25 protein-coding genes are annotated in these 24,987 nt (G+C 66.6%); 13 read left to right on the top strand and 12 right to left on the bottom strand.

Annotated features, from left to right (window positions below):
- The 5 genes from ACWDUN_RS18765 to ACWDUN_RS18745 are packed head-to-tail and all read left to right on the top strand — an operon-like array spanning position 1 to position 6,558.
- Complete coding sequence (locus ACWDUN_RS18765) at positions 1–2,046, top strand: bifunctional aldolase/short-chain dehydrogenase (RefSeq protein WP_449931251.1); 2,046 nt, start codon at positions 1–3, stop codon at positions 2,044–2,046.
- Positions 2,043–3,509, top strand: coding sequence for a rhamnulokinase (locus tag ACWDUN_RS18760; protein WP_449931249.1), 1,467 nt, complete (start codon positions 2,043–2,045; stop codon positions 3,507–3,509). The genes ACWDUN_RS18765 and ACWDUN_RS18760 overlap by 4 nt, the downstream gene beginning before the upstream one ends.
- The gene (locus tag ACWDUN_RS18755) at positions 3,506–4,741 is read left to right on the top strand and encodes an alpha-hydroxy acid oxidase (protein ID WP_449931247.1); all 1,236 of its coding nucleotides are present in this window, start codon (positions 3,506–3,508) and stop codon (positions 4,739–4,741) included. Before ACWDUN_RS18760 ends, ACWDUN_RS18755 begins: the two co-directional genes overlap by 4 nt.
- Before the next feature lie 39 nt (positions 4,742–4,780).
- On the top strand, positions 4,781–5,794 hold the full coding sequence (locus tag ACWDUN_RS18750) for an acetamidase/formamidase family protein (RefSeq protein WP_449931245.1): 1,014 nt from the start codon (positions 4,781–4,783) through the stop codon (positions 5,792–5,794).
- An 11-nt stretch (positions 5,795–5,805) separates the two neighbouring features.
- On the top strand, positions 5,806–6,558 hold the full coding sequence (locus tag ACWDUN_RS18745) for an SDR family NAD(P)-dependent oxidoreductase (RefSeq protein WP_449931243.1): 753 nt from the start codon (positions 5,806–5,808) through the stop codon (positions 6,556–6,558).
- 31 nt (positions 6,559–6,589) lie between these two features.
- On the opposite strand, the gene ACWDUN_RS18740 is transcribed toward ACWDUN_RS18745, so the two are convergent.
- The 7 genes from ACWDUN_RS18740 to ACWDUN_RS18710 form a co-directional block, all read right to left on the bottom strand.
- The gene (locus ACWDUN_RS18740) at positions 6,590–6,931 is read right to left on the bottom strand and encodes a hypothetical protein (protein WP_449931564.1); all 342 of its coding nucleotides are present in this window, start codon (positions 6,929–6,931) and stop codon (positions 6,590–6,592) included.
- A 75-nt stretch (positions 6,932–7,006) separates the two neighbouring features.
- A complete protein-coding gene (locus ACWDUN_RS18735; RefSeq protein WP_449931241.1) occupies positions 7,007–7,693 on the bottom strand; it encodes a hypothetical protein in 687 nt (228 codons plus the stop codon).
- Entirely contained in the window at positions 7,690–7,821 is a 132-nt protein-coding gene (locus ACWDUN_RS18730; protein WP_449931239.1) for a hypothetical protein, read from the bottom strand. The genes ACWDUN_RS18735 and ACWDUN_RS18730 overlap by 4 nt, the downstream gene beginning before the upstream one ends.
- Positions 7,822–7,834: 13 nt before the next feature.
- Complete coding sequence (locus ACWDUN_RS18725) at positions 7,835–8,626, bottom strand: AAA family ATPase (RefSeq protein ID WP_449931237.1); 792 nt, start codon at positions 8,624–8,626, stop codon at positions 7,835–7,837.
- A gap of 22 nt (positions 8,627–8,648) precedes the next feature.
- Positions 8,649–10,181, bottom strand: a complete 1,533-nt coding sequence (locus tag ACWDUN_RS18720; protein WP_449931562.1) for a MorD protein — start codon at positions 10,179–10,181, stop codon at positions 8,649–8,651.
- A gap of 183 nt (positions 10,182–10,364) precedes the next feature.
- The gene (locus ACWDUN_RS18715; protein WP_449931235.1) at positions 10,365–11,066 is read right to left on the bottom strand and encodes a hypothetical protein; all 702 of its coding nucleotides are present in this window, start codon (positions 11,064–11,066) and stop codon (positions 10,365–10,367) included.
- A gap of 60 nt (positions 11,067–11,126) precedes the next feature.
- Positions 11,127–11,723 (bottom strand): TetR/AcrR family transcriptional regulator, encoded by a 597-nt coding sequence (locus ACWDUN_RS18710; protein WP_449931233.1) that lies wholly within the window; start codon positions 11,721–11,723, stop codon positions 11,127–11,129.
- A gap of 166 nt (positions 11,724–11,889) precedes the next feature.
- Between ACWDUN_RS18710 and ACWDUN_RS18705 the strand changes: the two genes are divergently transcribed.
- A complete protein-coding gene (locus tag ACWDUN_RS18705; protein ID WP_449931231.1) occupies positions 11,890–12,459 on the top strand; it encodes a type 1 glutamine amidotransferase domain-containing protein in 570 nt (189 codons plus the stop codon).
- A gap of 21 nt (positions 12,460–12,480) precedes the next feature.
- On the opposite strand, the gene ACWDUN_RS18700 is transcribed toward ACWDUN_RS18705, so the two are convergent.
- Positions 12,481–13,095 (bottom strand): TenA family protein, encoded by a 615-nt coding sequence (locus ACWDUN_RS18700; protein WP_449931229.1) that lies wholly within the window; start codon positions 13,093–13,095, stop codon positions 12,481–12,483.
- Positions 13,092–13,658 (bottom strand): thiaminase II/PqqC family protein, encoded by a 567-nt coding sequence (locus ACWDUN_RS18695; protein ID WP_449931227.1) that lies wholly within the window; start codon positions 13,656–13,658, stop codon positions 13,092–13,094. Before ACWDUN_RS18695 ends, ACWDUN_RS18700 begins: the two co-directional genes overlap by 4 nt.
- 296 nt (positions 13,659–13,954) lie before the next feature.
- On the opposite strand from ACWDUN_RS18695, the gene ACWDUN_RS18690 reads away from it, so the two are divergent.
- A complete protein-coding gene (locus ACWDUN_RS18690) occupies positions 13,955–14,521 on the top strand; it encodes a TetR family transcriptional regulator (RefSeq protein WP_449931561.1) in 567 nt (188 codons plus the stop codon).
- Positions 14,522–14,547: 26 nt separating this feature from the next.
- On the opposite strand, the gene ACWDUN_RS18685 is transcribed toward ACWDUN_RS18690, so the two are convergent.
- From ACWDUN_RS18685 to ACWDUN_RS18675, 3 genes are all read right to left on the bottom strand, one after another.
- A complete protein-coding gene (locus tag ACWDUN_RS18685) occupies positions 14,548–15,603 on the bottom strand; it encodes a tartrate dehydrogenase (RefSeq protein ID WP_449931225.1) in 1,056 nt (351 codons plus the stop codon).
- Entirely contained in the window at positions 15,600–17,156 is a 1,557-nt protein-coding gene (locus tag ACWDUN_RS18680; protein ID WP_449931559.1) for an SLC13 family permease, read from the bottom strand. The genes ACWDUN_RS18685 and ACWDUN_RS18680 overlap by 4 nt, the downstream gene beginning before the upstream one ends.
- Before the next feature lie 140 nt (positions 17,157–17,296).
- Positions 17,297–17,662, bottom strand: a complete 366-nt coding sequence (locus tag ACWDUN_RS18675) for a CBU_0592 family membrane protein (RefSeq protein ID WP_449931223.1) — start codon at positions 17,660–17,662, stop codon at positions 17,297–17,299.
- 100 nt (positions 17,663–17,762) lie between these two features.
- On the opposite strand from ACWDUN_RS18675, the gene ACWDUN_RS18670 reads away from it, so the two are divergent.
- The 6 genes from ACWDUN_RS18670 to ACWDUN_RS18645 all read left to right on the top strand — a co-directional run bounded on the left by ACWDUN_RS18670 (position 17,763) and on the right by ACWDUN_RS18645 (position 24,985).
- The gene (locus ACWDUN_RS18670; protein ID WP_449931221.1) at positions 17,763–18,692 is read left to right on the top strand and encodes a LysR family transcriptional regulator; all 930 of its coding nucleotides are present in this window, start codon (positions 17,763–17,765) and stop codon (positions 18,690–18,692) included.
- A gap of 79 nt (positions 18,693–18,771) precedes the next feature.
- A complete protein-coding gene (gene lysE / locus ACWDUN_RS18665) occupies positions 18,772–19,371 on the top strand; it encodes an L-lysine exporter (protein ID WP_449931219.1) in 600 nt (199 codons plus the stop codon).
- 591 nt (positions 19,372–19,962) lie between these two features.
- Positions 19,963–20,712: an alpha/beta hydrolase gene (locus ACWDUN_RS18660; protein ID WP_449931217.1), complete on the top strand. Its 750-nt coding sequence runs from the start codon at positions 19,963–19,965 to the stop codon at positions 20,710–20,712.
- 128 nt (positions 20,713–20,840) lie between these two features.
- Entirely contained in the window at positions 20,841–22,991 is a 2,151-nt protein-coding gene (gene glgX, locus ACWDUN_RS18655) for a glycogen debranching protein GlgX (RefSeq protein ID WP_449931216.1), read from the top strand.
- Between the two features lie 30 nt (positions 22,992–23,021).
- Positions 23,022–23,816: an alpha/beta fold hydrolase gene (locus ACWDUN_RS18650; RefSeq protein ID WP_449931214.1), complete on the top strand. Its 795-nt coding sequence runs from the start codon at positions 23,022–23,024 to the stop codon at positions 23,814–23,816.
- Positions 23,813–24,985, top strand: coding sequence for a SpoIIE family protein phosphatase (locus ACWDUN_RS18645; RefSeq protein ID WP_449931212.1), 1,173 nt, complete (start codon positions 23,813–23,815; stop codon positions 24,983–24,985). Before ACWDUN_RS18650 ends, ACWDUN_RS18645 begins: the two co-directional genes overlap by 4 nt.
- Positions 24,986–24,987 lie beyond the last annotated feature (2 nt).

Genomic DNA, 24,987 nt, shown 5'->3' with positions numbered 1-24,987 from the left:
ATGCCATCACTGCCTGAAAATCCTGTCGCAGCACTGATCGCGCGATCCAACGCGCTGGGCGCCGATCCGAAGAACACGAACTATGCCGGCGGCAATACCTCCGCCAAGGGCGTCGACACCGATCCGGTCACCGGTGACGACGTGGAACTGTTGTGGGTCAAGGGATCCGGTGGCGATCTGGGCACCTTGACCGAGAGCGGGCTGGCCGTGCTGCGCCTGGACCGGATGCGCGCACTGGTCGACGTCTACCCCGGTGTCGAGCGTGAGGACGAGATGGTCGCCGCGTTCGACTACTGCCTGCACGGCAAGGGAGGCGCGGCACCGTCGATCGACACCGCCATGCACGGCCTGGTGGACGCCGCGCACGTCGACCACCTGCACCCGGATTCCGGCATCGCGATCGCGACCGCCGCCGACGGTGAGGCGCTCACCCGCAAGATCTACGGGGACCGCGTCGTCTGGGTACCGTGGCGCCGTCCGGGATTTCAGCTCGGGCTGGACATCGCGGAGATCAAGAAGGCCAACCCGCAGGCAACGGGCTGCATCCTCGGCGGCCACGGCATCACCGCCTGGGGTGACACCTCCGATGAGGCGCAGGCCAACTCGCTGGAGATCATCCGACTGGCCGAGGAGTACCTGGCCGCCAACGGCAAGGACCAGCCGTTCGGGGCGCCACTGGACGGTTACGGCGCACTGCCCGCGGCGCAGCGCCGTGCCAAGGCCGCCGCGCTGGCACCGTTCATCCGCGGGCTGGCCTCGGCCGACCGCCCGCAGGTGGGACATTTCACCGATGTCGCACCGGTGCTGGACTTCCTGGCCGCCACAGAACATCCGCGCCTCGCGGCGCTGGGCACCAGCTGCCCCGATCACTTCCTGCGCACCAAGGTCAAGCCGCTGGTGCTCGACCTGCCCGCCGATGCCGGCATCGACGAGTGCAAGGCCCGGCTGACCGAACTGCACGAGTGCTACCGCGCCGATTACCGCGCCTACTACGAGCGGTACGCCACCGCCGACAGCCCGGCGATGCGCGGCGCCGACCCGGCCATCGTGCTGATCCCCGGAGTCGGCATGTTCAGCTACGGCAAGGACAAGCAGACCGCACGGGTGGCCGGTGAGTTCTACCTCAACGCCATCAACGTCATGCGCGGCGCCGAAGCGGTGTCCAGCTACGCCCCCATCGACGAGTCGGAGAAGTTCCGCATCGAGTACTGGGCGCTGGAGGAAGCCAAGCTGGCGCGGATGCCGAAGCCCAAACCGCTGGCCACCCGGATCGCGCTGGTGACCGGCGCGGCCTCGGGAATCGGCAAGGCCATCGCCACCCGGCTGGCCGCCGAAGGTGCCTGCGTCGTCATCGCCGATCTCGACGCCGACAAGGCGGCCGCCGCGGCCGCCGAGATCGGCAACGCCGACGTCGCCGTCGGGATCGCCGCCGACGTCACCGACGAGGCCGCCGTGCAGGACGCCGTCGACGCCACCGCCTTGGCCTTCGGCGGTATCGACATCGTGGTCAACAATGCCGGCCTGTCGCTGTCGAAGTCGCTGCTGGACACCACCGCCGCCGACTGGGACCTGCAGCACAACGTGATGGCGCGAGGCTCCTTCCTGGTCTCCAAGGCCGCCGCCCGCGCGCTCATCGACCAGAAGCTGGGCGGTGACATCATCTACATCTCGTCGAAGAACTCGGTGTTCGCCGGACCCAACAACATCGCCTACTCGGCCACCAAAGCCGATCAGGCGCATCAGGTTCGGTTGCTCGCGGCCGAACTCGGCGAGCACGGCATCAAGGTCAACGGCATCAACCCCGACGGTGTGGTCCGCGGCTCGGGCATCTTCGCCGGCGGTTGGGGCGCCAAGCGCGCCGCGGTGTACGGGGTTCCCGAGGAGGAGCTCGGCGCCTACTACGCCCAGCGCACCCTGCTCAAGCGCGAGGTGCTGCCCGAGAACATCGCCAATGCCGCATTCGCGCTGTGCACCAGCGACTTTTCCCACACCACGGGGCTGCACGTGCCGGTCGACGCGGGCGTGGCCGCTGCTTTCCTGCGATGAGCACCCAGGTCGCGGCCGTCGATCTGGGCGCCACCAGCGGCCGGGTGATGCTCGCCGATATCGGCCCGGGACGCCTGGAACTCGAGCAGATCGCCCGATTCGCCAATGACCCGGTGCAGCTGTGGAACGGTGATCGTGCTGCGCTGCACTGGGACATACCCGGGTTGTTCCGAGAGGCCTGCGCCGGGCTGACCGAGGCCGGTCGGCGATCGGATGACCTGATCACCATCGGTGTGGACTCCTGGGCCGTGGATTACGGGCTGATGCGCGGCGGGGCGCTGCTGTCACTGCCGCACCACTACCGCGATTCCCGGACCGGATCCGGGGTGTTCGCGGTGCACCGCAGGGTCGAGGCCGCCGAGTTGTATGCCCGCAACGGACTGCAGTTCCTGCCGTTCAACACGATCTACCAACTTGCCGCCGAGACACAGCTCGACATCGCCGAGTCCGCGCTGCTGGTCCCCGATCTGATCGGCTACTGGCTGACCGGACAGATGGGCACCGAGCGGACCAACGCCTCGACCACCGGCCTGTTGCACACCGACGGCCGCTGGGACGACGAGCTGGCCACCGCGGTCGGTCTGCCGACGGGTTTGTTCCCCGATCTGGTCGAGCCCGGCACCGAACTGGGCCCACTGCTGCGGGGCGTCGCCGACCAATTGGGGCTGTCAGCCGCGACTTCCGTCACGACCGTGGCCTCGCACGACACCGCGTCGGCCGTGGTCGCCGTCCCGATGGACTCCGCCCAGGCCGCATACATATCGTGTGGCACTTGGGGATTGGTCGGTGTGGAGCTCGCCGCACCGGTACTCACCGAAGCCGGCAGGCAGGCCAACTTCACCAACGAGGTCGGCGCCGACGGCAGGATCCGCTACCTGCACAACGTGATGGGGCTGTGGCTGCTGAGCGAGACCGTTCGCCAGTACCAACGCGAGGGGTACCGCGCCGAGCTGTCGGAGTTGCTGGCCCAGGCCGGCGAGGTGCGACCGGTGTTCGACGTCTTCGACACCGCCGACCCACGCTTCCTGGCCCCCGGTGACATGCCCGGGCGGATCCGCGCCTGGTACGACGAGCGCGGCCTGCAGGTGCCGATGACGCGGCCGGAGATGGTGCGGGCCATCGTCGAGAGCCTGGCGGCGGCGTTCGCCGACGGTGTCCGGCGCGCCGCCGACCTGTCCGGCACGCCGGTGCAGGCGGTGCACATCGTCGGCGGCGGCTCCCAGAACCGGTTGCTGTGCCAGCTCACCGCCGACCGGGCCGGGTTACCGGTGCTCGCAGGTCCCGTCGAGGCCACCGCGCTCGGTAATGTGTTGATCAGTGCCCGGGCTCACCGGCTGATCGACGGCGATCTCGAAGCGCTGCGGCATCTCGTCGCCACCAGGTTCCCCCCACAGCGTTACGTTCCCCGTACACACCGGACGCGCACCCCTCGCCCGGTCGGGGCAGGAAAGGCACTCTCATGAAACGCCGCATCCCCAAGGTCGCCGATCTGGCCCCGCTGATGCAGTTCAAGAAGCCCGAGTTCAACGCGCGCACGCGTCGGCTCGCCGCGGCACTGACCATCGAGGACCTGCGGACCATCGCCAAGCGGCGCACCCCCAAGGCCGCGTTCGACTACACCGACGGCTCGGCAGAAGCCGAGCTGTCGCTGGCGCGGGCCCGGCAGGCCTTCCAGGACATCGAGTTCCACCCCGCCATCCTGCGTGACGTGTCCAAGGTCGACACCAGCTGCACGATCCTGGGCGGTCGCTCCGAACTGCCGTTCGGCATCGCGCCCACCGGATTCACCCGGATGATGCAGACCGAGGGTGAACACGCCGGGGCGCGGGCCGCGGCGCGGGCCGGTATCCCCTTCTCCCTGTCCACCATGGGCACCGCATCCATCGAAGATGTCAAGGCGGCCAATCCGCACGGACGCAACTGGTTTCAGTTGTACATGTGGAAGGACCGGGACCGCTCGATGGCCCTGGTCGAACGCGCCGCGGCGGCCGGTTATGACACCTTGCTGGTGACCGTCGATGTGCCGGTGGCCGGCGCCCGGCTGCGCGACAAGCGCAACGGCATGTCGATCCCGCCTGCGCTGACGGCCAAGACGGTGCTCAACGCAATCCCGCGGCCGCAGTGGTGGATCGACTTCCTGACCACCGAGCCGTTGGCCTTCGCCTCGCTGGACCGGTGGTCGGGCACCGTCGCCGAGTTGCTGGACACCATGTTCGATCCCACGGTCACCTTCGATGATCTGGCGTGGATCAAGGCACAGTGGCCGGGCAAACTCGTGGTCAAGGGCATCCAGACGGTCGCCGACGCCGGTGCCGTCACCGAACTGGGCGTCGACGGCATCGTGTTGTCCAACCATGGTGGCCGCCAACTGGATCGAGCGCCGATCCCCTTCCACCTGCTGCCCGAAGTGGCGGCCGCCGTCGGAGCAGACACCGAGATCATCCTCGACACCGGCATCATGTCGGGCGCGGATATCGTCGCCTCGGTGGCGCTCGGCGCCCGGTTCACCCTCGTCGGGCGGGCCTATCTGTACGGCCTGATGGCCGGGGGCGAGGCCGGGGTGGACCGCATGATCGAGATCCTGTCCGAGCAGATCTCGCGCACCATGCGGTTGCTCGGCGTCGCCGGTCTGGACGAACTGACACCCGAACACGTGACCCAGTTGCAACGGTTGGTTCCCCGACCCGCTCCATGATGTGTGGCGGTGACGGCCCGTTGCGACAAAGATGGTCGAATGGAGCAGATCACCTTCATCCCGTCGCCCGAACAGTTCGCCTTCACCTTCGGTGGTGCCGAACCGGTCATGCGGATCAAGGGCCGGACGGCGCTGCGGCTGTGGACCGAGGATGCCTACGGCGGCCGGATCACCAGCGCCGACGACATCGCGAGCAGCGCGCTGGACACCGAGGACCTCAATCCGCAGACCGGGCCGTTCTGGATCGAGGGCGCCGAACCCGGCGACACACTGGCCGTACACCTGGTGGATCTCACCCCGGCGCGCAGTTGGGGCGCCTCGACGCTGATCCCGTTCTTCGGCGGGCTCACCAGCATCCCGGTCAGCCCCACGCTGCAGGAGCCACTGCCCGAGCGGACCTGGATCTACGAATACGATTCGGCAGCACACACTGTCGGCTTCTCGGCACACGGAAGCAACTTCGAGGTGGCGCTGCCGGCCAACCCGATGCTGGGCACCGTGGGCGTCGCGCCGGCCCGCCGCGAGGTGCGCACCTCGCTGGTGCCCGATGTATTCGGCGGCAACATGGACACCCCGGAGATGACCGCCGGTGCCACCTGCTATCTGCGGGTGAACGTGCCCGGCGCGCTGTTCTCGCTCGGTGACGGCCACTACCGGCAGGGCGAGGGCGAATCGTGCGGTACCGCGGTCGAGGGCGCCATGCACGTCACCGCGATCGTGGAGCTGATCAAGGGCGGCGGTCCGGCCTGGCCCCGCCTGGAGAACGACACCCATCTGATGTGTGTCGGCTCGGGCAGGCCGCTGGAGGAGGCGTGGCGGGCCGGACAGGTGGAGATGATCACCTGGCTCGGCGAACTGTACGGCCTGGATCGCTTCGATGCCTACCAGCTGCTGACCCAGATATCGCTGGCCCCGATCGCCAATGTGGTGGACACCAACTACAGCGCCGTGACCAAGATCGACAAGCGGCTGCTGCCGGACGCCCCGGCCTACGGTGGCGTGCACGCCGATCTGCGCTCGGCGGCAAAGTCTCTGGGCACCATCAACTACTGAGGAGAACTGGCATGGATCTCGGACTCAAGGGGAAGCGCTTCGCGGTCACCGGTGGCACCCGCGGTATCGGATGCGCCGTCGTGGAGGGACTGCTCGCCGAGGGGGCCAAGGTGGCGTTCTGCGCCCGCACCTCGGATGCGGTGGCGCAGGCGCAGAAGGATTTCGGTTCCAGTGCGCTCGGCACCGCCGTCGACGTGGGTGCCACAGCCGCGCTGGCGGCGTGGGTGGATGCCAGCGCCGAGGCGTTCGGCGGACTCGACGGTGTGGTCGCCAATGTCAGCGCGCTGGCGATTCCGGAGTCGGAGGACAACTGGCGCACCAGTTTCGAGGTCGATCTGATGGGCACGGTGGGTCTCGTGGATGCCGCACTCCCGCATCTGCAGGCTTCCGGCGCCGGGTCCATCGTGACGATCTCCAGTGTGTCGGGACGCGAGATCGACTTCGCCGCAGGCCCGTACGGCACCATGAAGGCCGCGATCATCCACTACACCCAGGGGTTGGCCTATCAGCTCGCCGGCAAAGGTGTGCGCGCCAACACCGTCAGCCCCGGCAACACCTACTTCCCCGGCGGGGTGTGGCCGTCGATCGAGCAGAACGATCCCGAACTGTTCGCCACCGCACTGGCTTTGAACCCGACCGGTCGGATGGCCACCGCCCAGGAGGTCGCCAACGCGGTGGTGTTCCTGTCCAGTTCGGCGGCCAGCTTCATCACCGGGACCAACCTGCTGGTCGACGGTGCGCTGACCCGCGGCGTGCAGTTCTGACCTGGATCCACCACCTGGGGGTCCGCCACCGTCACTGTCCCTGCTGCTCGGCGAGTTTCGCCTGCCGCGCCTCGTACCGGTCGACCAGTTCCCGGAAGCCCAGGCGGTCGTACTGAGGGATGGGCTGGATGCCCCAGATGTCGCGGGCGGTGTCCTTGCCCTCGGCACCCTCGGGTGGCCCCAGCGGTGGGTACGGATACTTGCACTCCAAGGTGTCGTCGGAGTACCGCACCTTGAGCAGCTCACTGCAGATCTGGGTGAGGCTCAGGGTCGGGTAGCCGTAGTAGACGGCCATGAACGGCAGCGTGAAGGCGCCTTCAAGGACCAGGGCGACCAGGCACACCAGCACAGCCCGTTTGATCCACTTGTGCATGCGCGCGTAGTACGGGGTCGTTCCCGGCGGAAGGTCCGCTACCGGTGCCGCTGTCTGTGTCACGGTATGTCTCCTTCAGTCCGTGAAGATTTCGCGGTTCACCGTGTGCAGGTACGGGATCGCGAGGAAAGGGGTGATGTAGAAGATGTCGTAGAGCCACCAGCCGATGACCGGGAAGACCGTGCCCGCGAAGCGGACGTCGGCGTACATCGTCATGTTGAACACATAGAGAATCCAGATCAGCACACCCATCCAACAGGTGACGATCATCCACTGGTGGCCCCACCGCTTCATCTGCAAGAAGCCGATCGCCGCGGCGCAGCGCATCGCGAAGACGGTGATGATCATGCCGAGCACCATGGCCTTCTCGCCCGGTCCGGCAGCACCGCCGACCCAGAGTTCGTTGTAGTGCCAGAAGTATCCGGCGTCGAACATGTGGCCCCAGCCGGTCATCAGCACCCGGTTGATCAGCGTGTGGTTTCCGATCAGGTCCAGCGCCCAGCCCAGGCTGTTGAGCATGCCGTCGATGAGCACCAGGTAGCCGATCAACGTGACGATCATCGGTCGCACGGACAGGCCGTCCCGTTGCGCCTGGCGCTGCAGCCACACACCGCGCATGAAGATGGGGAATCCGATGAGCCCGGGCACCCACATGCCCATCAGCGCGGCACCGACGATCAGCCATTTGTCGGCCCGGCGCTGAGCGAGGCGGGACTGCTCGTGGTGGTCTTGCAGTCGTATCGTCGATTCGACGGCCGTCACAGCTCCCACCAGCCCCGTTCGAAGGACATGTAGAGCTGGATGAGAAACATCGTGAGCAGGTAGCCGTAGATGGCGACCTGGAACACGATCAGGGCACGCTTACGCTTCTTCTCTTTCTGGTCGACCATGTGAAATCCTCTCTCAGACTGTGTCGGTGGGCTGTAGGCCGGCCGCGGCGACCTCGCGCAGGCCTTCGCTGATGGCGCCGTCGGTGCTCAGCGGGGCCAGGATGCACGCTTCGGCCGCGTCGAGCTCACCGGCACCGGCGGCGATCAGCTGGGCGGCGGTGACGATCACCCGGGTCGAGGGCGGCTCGAAGTGGAAGGCCTCGTCGGCGGTGCGGATGGCGATGGCGCAGTCGACCAGCCGTCGTGCGACCCGCGCGTCGATGCCGGTCTCCGAGACGACGGCCTGCACCTCGCGCTCGGGCGGCAGATAGTTCATCGCCAGCGTGGCGAAGCGTTGCCGGAACGACGGTTTGAGCTCCTTGAGTGAGCTGCGGTACGCCGGGTTGTATGAGCACACCAACATGAAATCCTGTGGTGCCCGGATGACTTCATCGGATCGATCCAGGTACAGGGTGCGCCGATGATCGGTCAGCGAATGCAGGAGGGCCAGGGAGTCGTGGCGCGCCTCGACCACCTCGTCCAGGTAGCAGATGGCCCCGGACTTGACCGCTCGGGTGAGCGGTCCGTCGGTCCAGATCACGTCCCCACCGGTGACCATGAAACGACCGACGAGGTCCGAACTCGTCAGGTCGTCGTGGCAGCTGATGGTGACCACGGGGCGGCCGAGCAACGATCCCATGTGCTCGACGAAGCGGGTCTTGCCGCAACCGGTCGGTCCGGTCAACATGACCGGGATCTGGCGGCGGAAGGCCTGCTCGAAGAGCCGGACTTCGTTGCCGTAGGCGTAGTAGGTATCGCTGCTCATCTGTCTTCCTCGTTGTCGCGGGTCATGTGCCGACCAACTCCCGATGCACATGGGCCAACACGCGGGGCAGATCCTCGACGCGTCGGATCCGTTGGGATCGTCTGGGGCCGAACACTTCCGGTAGCGGGTCGACGCGGGTGGGGCCGACCCCGACGTAATACACGGACACGCCGGCGTCATTGGCTTCTTCGACCGCGTGTGCGGCGTCCGACCAGGCGTAGCGGCCCTCGTAGCCCTCGTCGGAGATCATCCCGTCACCGATGATGATGAGCAGTCGACGTTCCGCCGGCTGGGCCAACAGCCGACTGGTCAGGTGCCGGATCGGGGCACCGAGGCGGGTGTAGCCGCCGGTCGACAAGCCCAGTCCGCTGGGCGGGACGAACCGGGCCTCCGGGAAATCCTTGAGACAGCGCACCTCGACGCGATGCCGGGTGTTCCCGGTGAACACGAAGATCCCGTGTCGCTCCCGGGCGTGGTTCATCGCCCGCGAAAGCGCGTCGGCACAGGCCAGTTCGAGCCGGAAGATCCGACCGCCGTGCACACCGAGCGACGAACTGCCGTCCAACAGCAACGCGGTGCCGACGTCGCGGTTGGTCGGCAGCAGTTCCCGGAACAATCGCGGCTCGGATGCCTGGCCGGTACCCATATCGACGTAATGGGCCACATAGGCGTCGATATCGAGATCCGAGCCGTCCTGTAGACGGTTGACCATGGCTCGATGGGTGTTCTGCTGGAACCACTTGCGCAGGTCGGCCGACGCCGGGGCCGCGGTGTCGACATGACGGTCGCGGGCCAGTTCCAGCACGGCGACATGGTCGGGCAGAAAACTCTCGGTCCAGGCATTCCACTCCGGGTAGGGAATACCTGGCCGGTGCTGCGGGGTCACGTCCACGTCATTGTCTTGCGGCCGGCTCGGCGGGGGCAGGTTCGGGTTGCGGACGCCGCCTTCTCCGCCGACCGGAACCGAATATGGCCGTGGCACGCGCTGCTGTGTTGTGGTCCAGGGCATCCGGCCGAATTGCCGACGGAGCTTGTCTGCCAGTCCGGTGGGGTTCGTGTAGACCGCGGGCAGATTGCCCAGCAGCGCGGGCACATCGATGGTCCCGGCGCTCCGGGCGTCGTCGATGGCTCGGGTGATCATGGTGTGGGCGTCCAAGCCCGGATCGGCGGGTCGTAGCCCCGGCAGCACTCGGGCGAACTCGGTCATCAATCCGGGCCACCGGGAGGCGATCCACCCGAGCGCGACGCCGGCCTCGACGAGGACGAGCGCGCGTAGTTCGCGCGCGGACAGTTCGTTCACCCGGTACTCGCCGACCCGATCCTTGGACCGGGAACATTGCAGGGCGATACCGCAGGTGAGCGTCCGCCGGGTCCAGGCCGTGCCGAGCGGCGGGTGGGGCACGTGGACGAAGGCCCGGGAGTGGCTGAGTCCGAAACTTCGGTGCGGCCCGGTGACCAACCGCGCGCCGTCACGATGTCCGCCGCTCAACGCGACGGCGGTCAGTGCGCAACTGCGCTCGAGGTCGAGCGCCGACGCATCCCCCGGGGACACGATCAGAAGGTCCCGATGTTGGAGAACATCCAATACCAGAACCAGATGACCAGGCCGGTACCGCCCCATGCGGCGACGTACCGCAGTATCTCCCAGACGTAGTCCACGCGCGGACCTCCCGTATCGCTGCTCGGCAGCACTGTGTCGAAACTTTCATATCATTGACTTGAGTCAATGAGAAGATGATCAGTCGGTGAAGATCTCCCGGTTGACCGTGTGCAGATAAGGGATGGCCAAAAACGGCGTGATGTAGAAGATGTCGTAGAGCCACCACCCCACGACGGGGAAGATCGTTCCCGCGAACCGGACATCGGCGTACATGGTCATGTTGAACACGTACAGAACCCAGATGACCACACCCATCCAGCAGGTGACGATCATCCACTGGTGACCCCACCGCTTCATCTGCAGGAAGCCGATCCCCGCGGCGATCCGCATGGTGAAGACGGTGAGGATCATCCCGACCTCCATGGCCTTCTCACCCGGGCCGGCGGTGCCGCCGACCCAGAGTTCGTTGAAATGCCAGAAGTATCCGGCGTCGAACATGTGCCCCCAGCCGTTGAGGAGCACGCGCGCCAGCAACGTGTGGCTGCCGATGAGATCGAGAGCCCAGCCCACGGTGTTGATCGCGGCATCGATGATGACGAGGTAGCCGAGCAGCGTCACCATCATCGGGCGCACGGAAAGGCCGTTGTGCTGGGCTCGCCGCAGCAACCAGACCCCGCGTAGGAACAGCGGTAATCCGAAAATGCCCAGCGCCGCCGTCCCGATGAGGATGCTGCCGCTGATCAACCACCTGTCGGCTTGGCGTTGCGCCCGCTGCGATTCCTCCATGTGTTCGTCGAACTGGAGCCCACTTGCTGCGGTCGAACCGGCCGGTCGGTGCATGCTGACTGACTTTAGTCAGAGAAAACGGATCGCGGCAATGCCCGATTTCGGCTCGTCGGGTCACACAGCGATGCTGCGCAGCGTGCGTGTCACCAGATCGTCGAGGAGATCGCGGCGCATCGGGTCTGTGGTGGTGATGGCCAACGCGTACAGGCCGAGCAGGAAGATCACCGCGCTGTTCATCGGCGTCACATCATCGGCGATATCGCCACACTCCTTGGCTTCGGCCAGCCGTTGGGCGAGCAGCAAGACCAGCGAGTGATCGCCCCCGTGTTCAGCGGGCGGGCGTGTCTGGGAGAAGTGAAGTGCCAGGAAGTCCTTGAACAGAAGTTCGCCGAGCCGGCGCTCCAGGCCGAGTACCAACCGAACAGCCTCGTGCAGTGCGGATTTCAGATCATTGTCCTTGTCGAGGTAGCGGCCGAACTGCTTGGCCATGCGATCCTCTTCACGCTTCTCCAACTCCAGCAGGACATGCTCTTTGGTCGGGAAGTGGAAGAAGAAGGTGCCGTGGGCGACGCCGGCGGCGGTGACGATCGCGGCGACATCTGCTTCGGCCATTCCGGTGCGTTTGAACTCCGCCACCGCGGCACCCATCAGACGTTCCCGGGTCTGCAGCCGTTTGGCCTCCCGAGCAGAAGGTCCGTTGACCACCGCCATGTCCGCTCCGTTCCCTACACCCCCGCCACGGACAACCCTATCGCGCGGCGCGATCCGGTCACCCGTCGTTGCCGGTCACGTTGACTGCGGTCAACCTGTTCGGCCGGTCGAGACCGGGCGCCCCGGCGCTTTGTTTGACCACACCGAGGCCGGGAACCCTTCGGTCATGAGCAATGCAACTGGCGCACTCGCCGACAAGAAGATCGCCATCCTGGCCACCGACGGAGTCGAACGCCGCGAGCTGGAGGGCCCACGCGACGCGATCGACAATTCCGGCGGTAAGTTCGAACTGTTATCACTGCACAACGGCATGATCGAGGCGCGCGACCATGACCTGGAGCCGGCCGGTACCTTCCGCGTCGACAAGCAGGTCGCCGACGCGAACACCGGTGACTATGACGCGTTGGTGGTGCCCGGCGGCACCGTGAACGCCGACAAGTTGCGCTCCGACGACGCGGCGGTGGCGTTCGTGCGCGACTTCGTCGAGTCGGGCCGGCCGGTCGCGGTGATCTGCCACGGCCCGTGGACGCTGATCGAGGCCGGTGTCGCGCAGGGCCGCACCGTCACGTCCTACCCGAGCCTGCACACCGATCTGCGCAACGCCGGCGCGAACGTCGTCGACCAGGAGGTCGTGGTCGACGGCAATCTGATCACCAGCCGGACCCCCGATGACCTACCGGCCTTCTGCGACGCGCTGCTCAACGCGGTGACGAAAGACGCTGCCACACAGAGCTAGCCGGGAGCGCGGCTCGGGGCGTCACGCCTCGTAGGCGGCGCTGAAGAACGCCGACTCCAGACGCATGGCCCGGCGGTACGCGTCGCGGACCGCCGGCGTGTCGGTGCCGTGTCGGTCGAGCAGCTGCTCCAAGAGCGTGGCGACCGCATCGAACTCCGGATCGGCATACGTGAGAACCCATTTGGCGTAGGCGCCGGCGGTGCTCGCATTCAGTGTGGACCCGATGTGGGCGTAGAGCCGCATGCAGGGCGTCATGGCCGCACAGATGACACCGAGGCCCCCGGTGGCGGCGGTGGCCAACAGGAATTCGGTGTAGGCCAGCGTCGCCGCGGACGGCCGCACACCGGCCATGTCGATGCCCCACTCGGCCGCGTAGGAGGCGTGCAGACCGAGTTCGGCACGGACACCGGCCAACAGGTCGGCGAAAGTCAACAACGTGGCCGTATCCGTACTGCGCACGAGTGCCAACGCGTAAGCGCGGGCGAAGGATTCGAGGAAGAAGGCGTCCTGGGCGACGTACCCGGCGAACAGCGCCTTGTCCAGTGACCCGTCTGCGATCCCACGCACGAACGGATTCTCCAGTACGTCGCCGACGATATCGGCGTTCTCCGACCACAGTTGGGCTGACAGGCTCACGAGGCGTCCTCCCATGCCATGTTCCAGAATTCGACCTCGAGCTTGAGCACCTCGTCGACCAACCCCTGATGCGCCTCGGGACGGGCCAGCGCGGTCAACCCGTCGACGTAGGAGGCGAATTCCGGGACCGTCCAATGGTCGATGAACTCGGCGAACGGTGAGGTCGGCGACTTCGCCGACGTCCAGCCGAGCAGATACACCCGCTCGATCACCCACAGCGCGGTGACGGCCGCCTCGAACGGTTCGTCGTCGAGACGGCGCAGCAGGTCGCGGTAGGCCAGTGTCGTCGGCAGCGGGTCGACGTCGGCATCGAGACCACGCCGGGTGGCGTGCTCGTCGAACCAGTCCAGCTCGGCCACCAGGGCCGCGCACCCACCGGCCAGCACCTCCTGGGCGGGGCGCGGCGCGCGCGCCAGCAGCCGGGCCTGGAAGGTCAGCAGGTCGGCGACGAACAGCGCATCCTGGCTCAACCACCTATCGAACGAGGCGGCGGCCAGGGTCCCGTCGCGTGCGGCGTCCAGGAACGGATGACGGGTGGCGGCGGTCCAGAGAGCGTCTGACACCCGACCGACACTAGTTCACGCGTGCTGCGGCCCATACCCGTAGATCGCCACGAACGTCTCGGTCGAGGCCGCCGCCGTGTCGAACGCGGAGCCCAGCCACCGGGTGGCGTTACCCCTCGGCGGGGGCACCCTGTCCGGGCCAGCACGGTCCGACCCGACGGTAGAGTATCGGCATCTGCATCCGACGGCCCGAGGAGCGCGGCATGTCCGTGGATTCCACATCGCTGCGCCGGCGAACACACCGGTGGGCTGATCGGCGAGCGATGGGAGACACTGTGCAGGTGTCGAAACCGGTGATGCCGGGTTTACGGGAACGCAAGAAGCTCAAGACCCGTCTCGCCATCCGTCGTGCCGCGTTCCAACTCTTCGCCGAACGCGGATATGAGGACACCACCATCGAGCAGATCGCCGCTGCCGCCGACATCTCCCCGCGCACGTTCTACCGCTATTTCGCGGGCAAAGAAGCGGTGCTGATCAACGACGAGCAGATCGAGCCGATCGTACGGGCGTTCGCCCGGGCGCCGCGGAAGTTGTCCACCGTCGCCGCCTACCGGCATGCAGTGGCCGAGGTGTTCGGCGCGCTGTCGGACGAGGAGCGCGAAGCCGCCACGACCGCACAACGTTTGATGTACGACGTCCCCGAGGCCCGCAGCCTGCTCTATTCCGACTATGCCCGGTTGATCGACATGATCGCCGAGGCGATGGAGGGGCGTCACGACGCTCCCGCAGACCCGCTGGCCCGCCGGGTGATCGCCGGCGCGATCGTCGGGGTGCTGATCTGCGCATCGCATGACACGCCCATGCCCGAGGACTCCCTGATGGCTGCACTGACGATACTGGACGACCGCCTGTCCGGCGGCTGACTTATCTGCGCTGCAGCGAAATTCGTTTATCCCGGCAGGGCGTCGATCAATGCCTCGGTGACCCCGGCCGTCGCGGCGGTGCCACCGAGATCGGCTGTGCGGGTGGCCGGATCGGCCAGTGTGGCGGCCATCGCCGTCAGCACATCGGCCGACGCCGCCCCGTGGCCCAGGTGATCGAGCATGAGTGCCGCCGACCACACCGCACCCACGGGATTGGCGGTGCCCTGCCCGGCGATATCGGGCGCCGATCCGTGTACCGGCTCGAACATCGACGGGTGCGCCTTGGTGGGGTCGAGGTTGGCCGAGGGCGCGATTCCGATGGAGCCCGCGACGGCGGCGGCGAGATCGGACAGGATGTCGCCGAACAGGTTTGACGCCACCACCACGTCGAACCGCTGTGGTTGCAGGACGAATTTCGCGGCCAGCGCGTCGATGTGTTCGCTGTCGCAGCGGACCTCGGGGTAGTGTGCGGCGCGTTCGGCGACGACCTCATCCCAGAACGGCAGGGTGTGCACGATGCCGTTCGACTTGGTGGCCGACGTGACGTACCTGCCGCGTGACATCGCGAGTTCGAACGCGTAATCGGCGATCCGGCTGACACCCACGCGGGTGAACACCGACTCCTGGACGGCCATCTCGTCGGGAAAACCCCGGTTCAGTCGACCGCCGATCTCGCTGTATTCGCCCTCCACGTTCTCGCGCACCACCACGAAGTCGACATCGGTGGCGCCCGTCAGGGGACTGCGTACACCGTCGAAAACTCTGATGGGCCGCAGGTTCACGTACTGCCGGAAGGCACGCCGGATGGGGATGAGCAGCCCCCACAACGACACGTGGTCCGGCACACCGGGCCAGCCGACGGCTCCGAGGAAGATGGCGTCGAACTGGCCGAGCGTCTCGAGACCGTCGTCGGGCATCATCGCGCCGTGGCGTTCGAACCGCCGACACGACCAGTCGAATTCCTGGTAATCGAGGTCGATCCCGTGTCTGGCCGACACGGCGTCGAGCACGGCGCGGGCCGCCTCGACGACCTCGGAGCCGATGCCGTCGCCCGGGATGACCGCGATGCGTTGTGCGCTCACGCGCCCAATCCCAGCACCGCGATCATCAGCGGAAGGAACACCACGATCAGGATCGCGCCGGCGATGTCGAAGGTGACCCCGGACCGGATCATCGTCGTGATGGGCACCGCACCGGATCCGTAGACGATGGCGTTCTGCGGCGTGGAGACCGGCAACATGAACCCGAACGAGGCGGCGAACGTGGCCGCCAATGCCGGGACGAAGGGGTTCACACCGGCGGCGACCGCGATCGGGATGATGATCGGGACCACCACGGCGGCCGAGGCGGTGTTGCTCGTCGTCTCGGACACGACGACGGCGAGCAGGACGGCGAAGATCGTGATGGCGACGACGCTGGTGAGCCCGAGGCCGTCGGCCACCGAGTTTCCGATCGTCTCGGCCAGGCCGGTGTCGGCGAGCAGCGAACCGAAGATGATGCCGGTGCCGAACAGGACGATGGTGCCCCAGTCGATGGCCGCGGCGTCCTTCCACCGCAGGGTGAATTCGCGTTGCGCCCAGTCGGTGGGCAGTAGGAACAACAGCGCGGCGCCGAAGACCGCGACGGTGCCCTCGTCCAACCGGTCGCTCACGGCCGTATAGATGTCGGAATCGTTGCCGAAGATCAGTGCCAGGATGCCCGGAAAGATCCACAGCGACACCGTGATACCGAAGGCGATCAGCGTGTTCTTCTCGGCCCGTGTCAGGTTTCCCATCTCGGCACGCTGCTTGGCGACGTACTCGCTGACGCCCTCGATGCGTTTGAGTTCCGGTTTGTTTAGCTTGATCAACACGAAGGCCAGCACCAGGAACATCAGCAGACAGATCGGCGCCGCGAGCACCATCCACTGGCCGAAGCTGATCGTCTCCCCGGTGGCCTCCTCGATGAGTCCGCGGCCGATGAGGTTGGGTGGGCTACCCACCGGGGTCAACAGTCCGCCGACGCTTGCCGAGTAGGCAAGCATCAGCATGATGGCCGCGCCCACCTTGAGGCGCAGCGGATCGAAGTCGTCGGAGACCTTGCCCTGCACCTGCAGGATCTTGGCGACGACGCCGATGATGCCCATCGCGGTCGGCAGCAGCATGGCGACGGTGGCGGTGTTGGACACGAATGCCGACAGCAGGCAGGTGATGGCACCGAAGGCGAGGATCACGCCCGTGGTCGACTGGCCGACGCGGGGTAGCGCGAGGATGCGGAAGGCGAACCGCCGGGCCAGACCGTGTTTGAGCATCGCCTGGGCCAGGATGAAGGCCCCGATGAAGGTGAACACCGTCGACGAGCCGAACGGTCCGAGCACGTCATCGACCGGTGCGACGCCGAGGAAGACGATGACGGCGACGCCGAGCAGACCGCCGATCGGGATGGGCACGGGTTCGGTGACCCATAGCACGATGACGCCCAGCAGCACCCCGGCCAGCGTCTGCTGCTGCGGCGGGATGTCCAAGGGAAGGAGAAGGAAGACGACGGCCACCACCGGAGCGAGGAACAGTCCGACGGTGCGGCGACCCTTCTCGAAGCGCTCCTCCTGTGGGGTGAGCCGCTGCTCACCCAGACTGCGGTAGGTGGAACCGCCCATCAGGGCGGCGTCGACGTCGGTCTTCCTGACAGGCTGCTCGGTGGTCACGGCTCCTCCTGCACGTCACGCCGTTGTGGCGCAGGTCACTACACGACCCAACAGAAGTGCCCACTCTGGTCCCCGGGTAATCCTGTCCGGGTTTACAACGGCGCGCAGGTTTCCTCACGCGAGGCCGGATGGATCAGCGGCTCGCGCCGGGGTGCGGCGATGACGCGTCGCAACGAGTAACGCGGTGCCGGCATCGCCGACACCAGCACCACACGAGTGCGGCGGGCCTCGCGCTGCTGAGCCACGACCGAGATGACCCCGATCAGCGCCCAGACGAGATTCGACGCCGCACTCGGCCAGGCGCCGTACATGCCGGCGGCCACTCCCGCCATGGTGCCGCCCGCAATGTTCAGCGCGGCATAACGACGCGATTTGCCGCACAGCCAACCACGACTCACGGCGAGGTACGCGAACAACGTACCCACCGCGCCCACCCAACCCAGGGTCGCCGCAACCATCGCAAACCGCCTTCACGCCAACTGAACCCAGCAGAAGTATCGGACCGCAGTGCGTTAAACACAATTGAATAAATCTGCACTGGCAGTGTAGTTTTTGTGAATGGACATCGATCCCCGTCGGCTTCGATATCTGCTCGCGGTCGCGCGTGAGGGCGGCGTGCTGGCCGCGGCGGACGATCTGCAGATGACGCCGTCGGCGGTGTCGCAGCAGATTGCCCGCCTGGAGCGCGAGACCGACCGAGTACTGATGACGCGCACGACGAACGGCTCGGTGCTCACCCATGAGGGCCAGGTCCTGGCCGAGGCCGCCCAGCAGATCGAGCGCGTGCTCGCCGAGGCACAGCTCGAGCTGGAACGCGGCGAGACCGAAATCCACGGGACCATGCGCCTCGGCGGGTTCCAGAGTTTCCTGTCCGTCGTCATCGCGCCGATGCTGCCGCAGTGGCGTCACCAACTGCCCGGTATCCGGTTCGAGATCGTCGAGGCGGATCACGAGCCGCTGATGCGCGGACTCAAGGACGGCGAATTGGACGCTGCCATAGTCGAATTGGATGCAGCCGACTCACCACAGCGACCGCCGGCGGGCATCGTCGAGGTGCCGTTGCTCGACGAACCGTGGAAGCTGGCGGTGCCGGCAGGCACCCTGGCCTCCGATGTCACCGAACTGGGCCGACTTCCGCTGCCCTGGGTGGGGGTTGAGCCCTCGTCGGCCACCGCACGGGCGGCGGCGCGGCTGAGCCGCGCCAGCGGACTGAACCAGCCGATCGTGCACCGTTACTTCGGCACCCAGACCGCCTTGGCACTGGTGGCCGCCGGCGAGGGCATGACGCTCATCCCGATGCTCGCGCTGCGCGGCCAACCGCACGACGGGGTGGAGACGCTCGATGTCCCCGGCCTGGGCACCCGCCGAGTGGTCCTGCGCAGTTATTCGCGGGGCAAGCACGCCGGCATAGTTCTCGACGCCGTGCTCACGCTGCTCCATGAGGCAGTGCTCAGCATCACAGCCGACGAGGCCGCCAGCGCCGTCTGATCCGCCCGCATTAGAAATATTGATCCCACGTAAAAAGCGTTAGCTGTACTTGAGTACAACGCGCGCCTACGTTCGCATCATGGCATCACCGCTGTTCATCGGCTTCCTCACGACCATGGCGCTCATCGCTGCCATCGGCGCGCAGAATGCGTTCGTGCTGCGCCAGGGCATCCGCGGTGAGCACGTGGTGCCGGTGATTGCGCTGTGCACGGTGTCGGATCTGATCCTGATCGCTGCAGGTATCGCAGGTGTCGGCGCAATCATCACCGCTCACCCGACCGCGGTCACCATCGTCAAGCTCGGCGGTGCGGCGTTCCTCATCGGGTACGGCGTGCTCGCGGCGCGTCGCGCATTTCGACCCGGCGCACTGACCCCGACCGAGGAGACGCCGGCCCGACTGCTCGAGGTCCTGCTCACCGCGGCCGCGCTGACGTGGCTGAACCCCCACGTGTACCTGGACACGGTGGTGCTGCTCGGCTCGCTGGCCAACGAACACGATGATCAACGCTGGTTGTTCGGTGCCGGCGCCGTCACCGCAAGCGCACTGTGGTTCACCGGCCTCGGCCTGGGTGCGCGAAAGCTGGCCGGGCTGTTCGCCAATCCCGCGACCTGGCGGGTGCTCGACGTGATCATCGCCGTCGTGATGATGGCGCTGGGTGTGTGGATGGCATTCTCTTGATGCCATCCAGCCCCAGGGCCCACTGTTCAGTTTTCAAGGTGCACTGAGGCTTTGGGTTATGCGGCGGCCGGTAGGTCGGTCATGGTGCGGCGGGCGTGGGAGCGCAGGTGGTGGTTCGGGTCCGGTTGGGTCGTGTGGTGGGATGAACCAGGGGTGGCGGTCGGGGCCGAGGTAGACCTGCCAGCCACCGTGATGGATCTGGGTGTGGTGGTAGCGGCACAGCCTCGGCGGAGTACACCCCAAGCTACCCACGAAAAGGTGAGGAATCGCACTTGTGTTCGAGTCAACGCCGAGTGTCAGCCCCGTGCAAGGGATTCCGCCACCAAAATCGGTGACATTTCTGCATCAGGACATCGGCGACACCTCCCGAGGGCCTCAGTGGCGCCGCATCGGCACGAAGTTCGGTCCATTTGCCGGCTGGCATGTGATGCATCAGGGCGGCGTTGGTAAAACTCCACGGGTCTTGGTGTCGCCGCTTCCGCAAAGATCAGCGTGTCGGCTGTGATGCGGCGTCAACATCGATGACCCCGACGCAGATCCCTTACCCCACAGGTAATTGCTCCACCCCGATGAACCTCGGATGATTACTGCATGAGCACATCCGGCCAACCACCAATCCTGTTGCTACACGGCGTTTTCGGTCGACCACACCTGATGCAGCCGTGGGCCCGGTTCCTGCGCGAGGCGGGCTATGAGGTGCACGTACCGGCCTTCCCCGGCCGCGAACCGTCCGACGACCGCGTACTGGGACGCACCGGCGTCGCCGAGTGCATCGAGGTGGCGCTGCGGGCTTATGACGAGATCGGCCGCCCGGCCATCGTGATGGGGCACAGCTTCGGCGGCCTCGTCGCGCAGAAGGTCGCAGCCGCCCGCGACTGCGTCGCGCTGGTCCTGCTCGCCTCGGTCCCGCCCGGGGTGCTGTGGCCGCAACTCAGGTCACTGCCACACCTGTTCCCGGTGCTGCCGGCTGTCTTGGCAGGGCGGGCCTTCCGTCCTTCAGCAGCGACCATGCGCGCGGTCCCGCTCAATACGCTGCCGGGCGAGGAACAGGACGCGCTTATCCCCGAGCTCGTGCGCGACTCCGGTCGGGTGTTCCGCTCCATGTCGCTGGGCACTCCGATCATGCACGTCAAGGCCGACGACGTGACCTGCCCGGTCCTGGTGGCGGTCGCCGGTTCGGACCGCAACGTCGCGCCTTGGATGTCGCGCCGGCTCGCCGCCCGTTACGGCGCCGAACGCCACGACTATCCCGGGCTGCCGCACTGGATCATCGCCGAATCGGCTTTACCCGAGGTGGGGCCGCCCACGGTGGCGTGGTTGGAGCGGGTGGGGCAGGGTTGATCCACGGAGCTTCGGTGATGGGCGTCGCAGAGTAGCGATGCCCATCAGTGGGTACTCCTGAGGTCCGACAACCCGCATCTCGTCATCGACGCCGAACTGCGCGACCTGTCCGCTAGAGAAGGAAGCCCATGCCGGAAACCAGCACCTCGTCTCCGTCCGTCCCGATCCAGGAGGTGTGGCCGGGTAAGGCCTATCCCCTCGGTGCGACCTACGACGGATCCGGCACCAACTTCGCCCTCTTCAGCGAGGTGGCCGAGAAGGTCGAATTGTGCCTGTTCGACGCCGACGGCACCGAGACCCGATATCGCCTGCCCGAGGTGGACGGATTCATCTGGCACGGCTTCCTGCCGGCCATCGAACCCGGCCAACGCTACGGGTACCGGGTGCACGGACCGTACGACCCGGCCTCGGGTCACCGCTGCAACCCCAACAAGCTGCTGCTCGACCCGTACGCCAAGGCCATCGACGGAAACTTCCAGTGGGAGCAGTCGCTGTTCGGGTACAACTTCGGTGAACCCGACAGCCGCAACGACGAGGACTCCGCGGCAAGCATGCCGAAGTCCGTGGTCATCAATCCCTACTTCGACTGGGGCGTCGACCGTCCCCCGCAACGCGAGTACGCCGAGAGCTTCATCTACGAGGCACACGTCAAGGGACTCACCCAGACGCACCCCGACATCCCCGACGCGATGCGCGGCACCTACGCGGCCATCGCCCATCCGGCGATCATCGACCACCTGCAATCCCTGGGGGTGACCGCCATCGAGCTGATGCCGGTGCACCACTTCGCCAACGATTCGACGCTGATCGACAAGGGGCTGTCCAACTACTGGGGCTACAACACCATCGGGTTCTTCGCCCCGGACTCCAAGTACTCCAGCAGCACCACGCCGGGCGGGCAGGTCCAGGAGTTCAAGGCGATGGTGCGCACGCTGCACGAGGCGGGCATCGAGGTGATCCTCGACGTGGTCTACAACCACACCGCCGAGGGCAACCACATGGGGCCGACGATATCGATGCGAGGGATCGACAACGCCGCGTACTACCGGCTGGTCGACGACGACAAGCGCTACTACATGGACTACACCGGGACCGGCAACAGCCTCAACGTCGGGCATCCGCACTCGCTGCAGCTGATCATGGATTCACTGCGCTACTGGGTGACCGAGATGCACGTCGACGGGTTCCGCTTCGACCTGGCCTCCACGCTGGCCCGCGAGTTCTACGACGTGGACAAACTGTCGACGTTCTTCGAACTCGTACAACAGGATCCGACGGTCAGCCAGGTCAAGCTGATCGCCGAGCCCTGGGACGTCGGCCCCGGCGGATACCAGGTGGGCAACTTCCCGCCGCAGTGGACCGAATGGAACGGTAAGTACCGCGACACGGTCCGCGATTTCTGGCGTGGTGAGGACGCCAGCCTCGGTGAGTTCGCGTCCCGGCTCACCGGCTCGGCCGACCTGTACGAACACACCGCGCGGCGTCCGGTCGCGTCCATCAACTTCGTGATTGCCCACGACGGCTTCACACTGCGGGACCTGGTGTCCTACAACGACAAACACAACGAGGCCAACGGCGAGGACAACAACGACGGCGAGAGTCACAACCGGTCCTGGAATTGCGGTGTCGAGGGACCGACCGATGACCCGGAGGTCCTGGCGCTGCGTGCCCAGCAGGAACGCAATTTCCTGACCACGCTGCTGCTGTCGCAGGGCGTGCCGATGATCTGTCACGGCGATGAGCTCGGACGCACCCAGGGTGGCAACAACAACGGTTACTGCCAGGACAACGAGATCACCTGGATCGACTGGGCCAACGCCGACCAGGATCTGCTGGACTTCACCGCGCGATTGGCGACGTTACGCGCCGAACATCCGGTGTTCCGTCGGCGCCGATTCTTCAACGGCCGACCGGTGCGGCAGCGTGGTGCGGCCGGGGTTCCGGACATCTCGTGGTTCCGGCCCGATGGTTCGGAGATGAACGACGAGGATTGGGACACCGGGTTCGGCAAGTCGGTGGCGATCTACCTCAACGGTCACGGCATCCCCGACCTGGACCCGCGCGGACAACGAGTCACCGACGACTCGTTCGTGGTGTGCTTCAACGGCCACCACGAGCCCATCGAGTTCACGCTTCCGCCGTCCGAGTTCGGCGAGGCGTGGATGCCGGTGATCGATACCGCGGCCACCCCGGATGTCACCGAGGAGGGCGTCCCCGCCGGCGCGGCCCGCAAGGTCGCCGCACGGTCGGTGACCGTCTTCCAACAGGTCACCGACTGAATCCGGGCGCGCGCCCTATGCTGAGCGATCATGGGCGCGCGCGTCAGGAACAACGTCAACGAACTCGGCGTGCGGGGGGCGCCGGTGCTGTTGCTGGCGCACGGGTTCGGCTGTGACCAGAACCTGTGGCGACCGGTGGCCGAGCGGTTGAAAGACCGGTTCCGGATCATATTGATGGACCATGTCGGAGCGGGCTCCTCGGATCCGGCGGCGTGGGACATCGAGAAGTACTCAGCATTGGACGGCTATGCCGACGATGTCATCGACGTGGTCCGCGAGCTCGACCTGCACGAGGTGATCTTCGTCGGGCACTCGGTGGCGGCCATGATCGGCGCCCTGGCGGTCGCCGCCGATCCGTTGCGCTTCGCCAAGTTGGTCATGTTGACGCCGTCGCCGCGCTATATCGACGACGGCGATTACCGGGGCGGCTTCTCGCGCGGCGATATCGACGAGCTGCTGGAATCGATGGACGCGAACTACCTGGGGTGGTCGCAGGCCATGGCGCCAGTCATCATGGGCAATCCCGACCGACCCGACCTGCACACGGAGTTGGAGGCCGCCTTCTGCCGCACCGACCCCGAGCGTGCACGTGTGTTCGCCCGCGCGACATTTCTGTCGGACAACCGCACCGATCTGCCCAAGGTCTCGGTACCGACACTGGTGATCGAGTGTGCGCAGGACGCGATCGCCCCGCGCGAGGTCGGTGCCTACGTGCACCGGCACCTCCCCGACAGCCGCCTGGTCACCCTCGACGCAATTGGTCACTGTCCGCACGTCAGCGATCCCGATGCCACCGCATCTGCGATCGCTGTGTTCGCCAGATGATCACTCCGCCAGTGGATCACGCCGATTTCTGGGACAACTCTCCGGCGGGGCATCTGATCCTCACCTCCGACGGTCGGATCATCACGACCAACGACACCTTCGCCGGCTGGCTCGGATACTCGCACGAGTCCCTGCAGGAGAAGTCCATCGCGGATTTGCTCACGGTGGGCGGACGCATCCACTACGAGACCCATTTCGTGCCGATGCTCCGGATGACGGGCACCCTCACCGGGGTGACGGTCGACATGGTGGCCGCCGACGGCACCCGGCTGCCGATGTTCCTGACCGCCAACGTGAGACCGGCGTCCGCCGACGCACCGGAGATGTGGCGCGTCACCGCGGTCGACGCCACCGACCGCCGTGTCTATGAGGGTGAGCTCCTGGAGCAGCGCCGGCGCGCCGAGCAGGAACGCGAGCGGGTCCGCTCCTTCGCCGACACGCTGCGCCGATCGCTGCGGCCGCCGATGTTGTCTCCGCCGCCGGGTCTGGAGGCGGCCGACCATTACCACGCGGCCTCACCCGAGGACGTCGGCGGCGACTTCTATGATCTGTTCCCGTTGTCCGCCGACACCTGGGGATTCTTCTTGGGTGATGTGTCCGGCAAGGGTGTCGACGCGGCCCTTGTCACCACCCTGACCCGTCATGTGCTGCGCTCGGCCGCGGTCTTCGACGATGAGCCGGTGCAGGTGCTGCACAACCTGAACACCGTCCTGCATAAGCAGTTCGGCATCGCGGCCAATCGCATGTGCACCGTCGTCTACGGCAACCTCATCCGCCACGGCGACGGTTTCGACGTCGACCTGGCCAGCGCCGGGCACCCTCCCCCGCTGTTACTGGCCGGCGACGGTAGCGCCTACTTCGCCGACACCTTCGGCGGTCAGGCCGTCGGGATGATCGACGACCCGCACTTCTTCAGTGCCACCATGCATCTCGGTGCCGGGGACACTCTGGTGCTCTACACCGACGGCCTGCCCGAGGCACGGGTCGGGCCGGGACCGGAACGCTATGACGACGACGGCAAGACGCTGCTGCGTTTCGCCCGTGCCCATGCGCCCGCCGGGCCGTCGGCGATCATCGACGCCGTCCGCGGGTTGTTGACCGAACTCGGATCCGGCGTCGACGACGATGTCGCGGTCCTGGCGTTCGGCGTGCCGGCCCAACCGCGGTGACG

The sequence above is a fragment of the Mycobacterium sp. NPDC003323 genome, from assembly GCF_053589535.1.
This window is presented reverse-complemented; position numbering and strand designations above follow the sequence as displayed.